We start from the raw sequence: 4,687 nt of genomic DNA on the forward strand, positions 1-4,687 counted from the left end.
GCCCGATGGTCAGCGGCTCGACCAGGGCGCCCGCCACAGGGTCGACGTGACCGGCGAGCCGGAAGGCCATGTTCTCCCGCAGCACGACGTATTCGGCGAAGGAACCCTCCCAACCCCGGTGGCTCAGGTTCGCCCGGTCCGAACACAGGTGCACCGACCCGCCCCGGCACGCCGCGCAGCGGTCGCACGGGGAGAACGCGGCGGAGCAGACGAGGTCACCGCGTGCGAAACCGGTCACCCGCGTCCCGACCCGCTCGACCACCCCGCAGAGCTCGTGCCCGAGCACCACGGGGGCGGTCTTGTAGGGGTGGGTGCCCCGGTAGGCCGCGAGGTCGGAACCGCACACACCGCTGGCCAGCACCCGGACCAACAGCTCCGCCGGACCCACCGCCGGGGTCGGCACCCGGCGGTGGCGGATGCTGCGCACCCCGTCAAGCACGGCGGCCTCCATCGTCGGGGCGGTTCCCGCCGTGGTCATCCCGGAATCCCGCCGCCCGCGACGACGGCCGCCCGGGCGGCCGTCGACCCTTGCGCGGTGACCGCGAACTCCTCGGTAACCAGTTCGACCACCCGCTGACCGATGCGTTCCTGGGTGTCCACCGTCATCGCCCCGATGTGCGGGGTGATGACGACGTTGTCCAGGCCCCGCAGGAGCGTGCGGCCCTCCCCGGCGGGGACGTCCGTCGCGGCGCCCCCCAGGCGGCCCTCCCGCAGGGCGTCGACGAGGTGGTCCTCGTCCACCACCCCGGCCCGCGCGACGTTGATGAGCACGGCGTCCCGACGCATCATCGCCAGCTCCGCCGCCCCGATCAGACCCCGGGTGGCCTCGGTCAGGGGAAGGGCGAGGCAGACCACGTCCGAGGTGGCCAGCAGTTCGGGCAGCTCGGTGAGGACCACGCCCAGCTCGGCCAGCTCGGCGGCCCTGCGCGGCCCGGAGCGGCTGACCGTCCCCAGCCGTCGCATGCCGAAACCCGCGCCGATGCGCGCGATGCGGGACCCGATGGCACCGACTCCGACGATCCCGAGCGTCCGCCCGCCAAGTTCCACCCCGAGCAGGTCGTCCTTGCGCCAGGCACCGTCCCTGACCTGCCGGTCGGCCAGGGCCACCCGCCGCACGACCCCCAGCAGCAGGCCGAAGGCCAGCTCGGCGACGGCCTGCGCCGAGGCGTTGGGGATGTTGACCACCCGGACACCGGCGAGTTCGGCGGCGACCAGGTCGATGTTGTCGGTGCCGACCCCGGCCCGGATCACCAGGCGCAGCGACGGCGCCGCGGCGAAGACGGCAGCCGGGAGCCGGACGCCGCTGCGGAGGACGACGACGTGGGCGTCTCCGACCAGTTCCCGCAGCACGTCGGGCTCGGGCCGCAGGCGGACGACGACGGTGAAGTCCTCCCGGAGCCGCCGGATCGCGCTGTCCGCGATCGGGTCGAGCACGAGGACGGTGGGGCGGGGCCCACCGCCGAGGTGGTCGTCGGGAGCTGTGGGCACGGTCATGGTGGCCTCCCCTCAGACGCGGTACGCGCGCCGTTCGGCCTCGTCGATCTCGGAGTACTCCATCAACTCGAACACCTCCGCGAGGGAGGCCAGCTCGCTCTCGGTGCGGTGCACGCTCTGCTTGGTGAAGATCTCCCGGCACACCCGGCGCATGGCGCTGACCGCCGCCCGCATGCTGTGGTTGGCCCAGATCACCGCCGACACCCCGGCGGCCTGGAACTCCGACGACGGCGTGCTCGCGTAGGTCGTCGGCGCGATGACCAGCGGGAGACGTTGCCCCCACTCGCGGCAGAAGTCCAGGATCTCGGTGGCATCGGACTGCCGGGAGTGGATGAAGATCGCGTCGGCACCGGCCTCGTGGTAGGCGTGGGCCCGGTCGAGGGCCTCCGCCAGTCCCCGGCCCGCGATCAACGCCTCCACCCGCGCCACCAGCACGAAGTCCGGACTCCGCTGGGAGTCCTTGCAGGCCCGGATCTTCGCCGTGAAGTCGCTGACCTCGGCGAGGGTGTGGGAGTCGCCGACGAAGGAGTTCATCTTCGGGAAGATCTTGTCCTCGAGGCACACCCCGGCGACGCCGAGGCGTTCGGCCTTGGCGACGAACCGCCTGGCGGTGTTGAAGTTGCCGTAGCCGGTGTCGCCGTCGACGACGATGGGGACGGTGGTCGCCTCCACCATGGCCTCCACCACCCCCAGCAGCTGCGACCAGGACGCCTCGTCGCTGTCCCGCACCCCGAGCGCCGTGGACATCGACAACCCCGACGCCCAGATGGCCTGGAAACCCTCGACCTCCGCGATTCTCGCGGAGAGTCCGTCATGGGCTTCCATGAGATACGTCAGTTCCTTTTCCCGAATCATCGCCCGCAGTCGCGAAGCGCGACTCGGCGTCCCGGTGTCCGTTCCGTTTTCCCGCACGCTCGTCATAGTCCTTCTCGCAGCCGCCGTCACGACGGCACCGGGTGGCGCCGACGCCGTACTCGTCAGATTCCGATTTCCGTCAACGGGATCGAGAACGAATGTATGCCAGCTCGACCGTTGGCGGATCAACATCTCGAGGAACGGTTTAGAAGGAGGTCCAACAGGTGTGGTGATTCCACGACGCGCGCTGGCAGAGTGGCCCTGCCGTCGAAGGGTGAACAGTTCCCGACGGCGATCACCCGAAAGTTCCGTACGGCCACACCGGGACACGTCGCCCGCACGGAGGAAACGATGACCGTCCGCGCCACCGAGACCCCGACCACCCCGGCCACCGCCAGGACCACGCCGCCGCCGCACCAGGTGTTGCTCAACCCCGGGCCGGTCAACGTCCACGACCGGGTCCGCGCGGCCCTGGCCTACCCCGACGTCTGCCACCGGGAGCCGGAGGCCGCGGAGCTGCTCGACGCCGTGCGGGCCAAGGCCACGGCCGTCTGCGGCGGCGACGAACGCCACACCAGCGTCCTGCTCGCGGGCTCCGGAACGGCCGCGCTCGAAGCGGTCCTCTCCTCGGTGGTGCCCCAGGGCGGCGCCCTGCTCGTTCCGCACAACGGCCACTACGCCGAACGGGTCGCCAGCATCGCCGAGGCGCACCGGATCCCGGTGCGGCGGATCGAGTTCGGATGGGGCGAGCCGATCGACCTGGCCGCCGTCGACGCCGCGCTGGCCGAGGACGCCACGATCAGCCACGTCGGACTGGTCCACCACGAGACCAGCACCGGGATGCTGAACCCGCTCTCCGAGCTGGGGGAGATCGTGGCCCGCCACGGCCGGTCACTGATCGTCGACGCGATCAGCACCCTGGGGGCGGAGCCGCTCGACGTGGTCGCCGACCACGTCGACTGGTGCGTCGGCACGGCGAACAAGTGCCTGGAGGGGCTGCCGGGCACCAGTTTCGTGTGCGCCCCCCGGGCACTGCTCGACGGGCTGTCCGAGGTGCGGCCCCGCACCTACTACCTGGACCTGGGCGCCCACCACGTCGCGCAGGACCGGGCCCGCGCTCCGCTGTTCACCCCGGCCGTCCAGGCGCTGTACGCGCTGGACGTCGCCCTGGACCTGACGCTGGAGGAAACGGTCGCCGCGCGGTCCCGGCGCTACCGGGAGCACGCCGACCGGGTGCGGGCGCACCTCGCCGGCCACGGGTTCGAACCCCTGGTTCCCGACGGGCACCGCGCCAGCTCGGTCACTGTCTTCCGGCTGCCGGACGGGGTCGAGTACCAGCACCTGCACGACCGGCTCAAGGCCGACGGTTTCGTCATCTACGGCTGCCCGCCGCGCCTGGGGAGCATCTGCCGCATCGCGACGATGGGGCAGCTCACGACCGACCAGATCAGCGCGTTCCTCGTCGCCTTCGACGCGGCCCTGGGCGCGCCGCTCCCGACCGACGACGCGACGCCGTCGACGTCGCAGGCCTGAGCGGACGTCTCGAACAAGGAGGACGCGACATGCGCAAGGTCCGACTCGCGGTGGTCGGTGCGGGACCCACCTGCACCTACGTGATGGAACGGCTCGCCGCCACCCTGCCCGGCCTGGCCGAGGAGCTGGCGCTCGACATCCACGTCTTCGACCGGAGCGGACGGTTCGGGGCGGGCGCCGTGCACAGTGACACCCAGCCCGCGACGAGCTTCCTGAACCGGATCGTCGGGCAGGTCGCCTTCGCCGCGGACGAGAGCGTGCTCGACGCGGGCCCCCTGCTGGAGCCGAGCCTGCGACCGACGCTGTACGAGTGGTGCCGCCGCCGGTTCCACGAGACCGGGGACCCGGTGTTCGACGTGACCAAGGAGGACTGGCCCAAGCGGTACGTCCACGGCCTCGCCCTGCGCGAGGTCTTCGGCTGGTACGTCGACATCCTGCGGGCACAGCCCCACGTGGACGTGCACCTCCACCAGGCGGAGGTGCTCGACGTCACCGACCGGGACGAGCGGCTGGACGTCGAGGTCCGCGCCGTCGACGCCGAGGGCAAGCCCGGTGACCTCCAAGTGGTGGCCGTCGACTCCGTGCTCTTCCTGACCGGTCACTCCTGGAACGACGCCTCCCGCATCCCCCGGCTCCAACCGCTGTTGCGGTTCGCCGAGGACCACGACGTCGCAGTCGTCCCCACCGCCTATCCGCTGGAGGACACCCTCACCGAGCGGGTCGCCGCGGCGGGCAGCGCGGTCGGCTGCATGGGGATGGGGTTGACCACGATCGACGTCATCCTGTGGCTGACGGAGGGCAGGGG

Annotated in this window: 5 protein-coding genes; 2 read left to right on the forward strand and 3 right to left on the reverse strand. The window is 71.7% G+C overall.

The features are described 5' to 3' along the window. The 3 genes from ACTIDRAF_RS0212160 to aepX all read right to left on the reverse strand — a co-directional run. On the reverse strand, window positions 1-478 hold a 478-nt coding region (locus tag ACTIDRAF_RS0212160; protein WP_016699017.1), incomplete at its 3' end, for an alcohol dehydrogenase catalytic domain-containing protein. Next, window positions 475-1,494 (reverse strand): NAD(P)-dependent oxidoreductase, encoded by a 1,020-nt coding sequence (locus tag ACTIDRAF_RS0212165; protein ID WP_016699018.1) that lies wholly within the window; start codon window positions 1,492-1,494, stop codon window positions 475-477. The genes ACTIDRAF_RS0212160 and ACTIDRAF_RS0212165, both read right to left, overlap by 4 nt. A 12-nt stretch (window positions 1,495-1,506) precedes the next feature. Next, window positions 1,507-2,541, reverse strand: coding sequence for a phosphoenolpyruvate mutase (gene aepX, locus ACTIDRAF_RS0212170; RefSeq protein ID WP_342626685.1), 1,035 nt, complete (start codon window positions 2,539-2,541; stop codon window positions 1,507-1,509). Window positions 2,542-2,700: 159 nt separating this feature from the next. Between aepX and ACTIDRAF_RS28495 the strand changes: the two genes are divergently transcribed. After that, on the forward strand, window positions 2,701-3,882 hold the full coding sequence (locus tag ACTIDRAF_RS28495) for a pyridoxal-phosphate-dependent aminotransferase family protein (RefSeq protein WP_157162999.1): 1,182 nt from the start codon (window positions 2,701-2,703) through the stop codon (window positions 3,880-3,882). Between the two features lie 29 nt (window positions 3,883-3,911). Next, a partial coding sequence (locus tag ACTIDRAF_RS0212180) for an FAD/NAD(P)-binding protein (protein ID WP_016699021.1) occupies window positions 3,912-4,687 on the forward strand: 776 nt, incomplete at its 3' end.

Origin of the sequence: Actinoalloteichus spitiensis RMV-1378, from assembly GCF_000239155.1 — a bacterium.
In the GTDB taxonomy this organism is placed as follows: domain Bacteria; phylum Actinomycetota; class Actinomycetes; order Mycobacteriales; family Pseudonocardiaceae; genus Actinoalloteichus_B; species Actinoalloteichus_B spitiensis.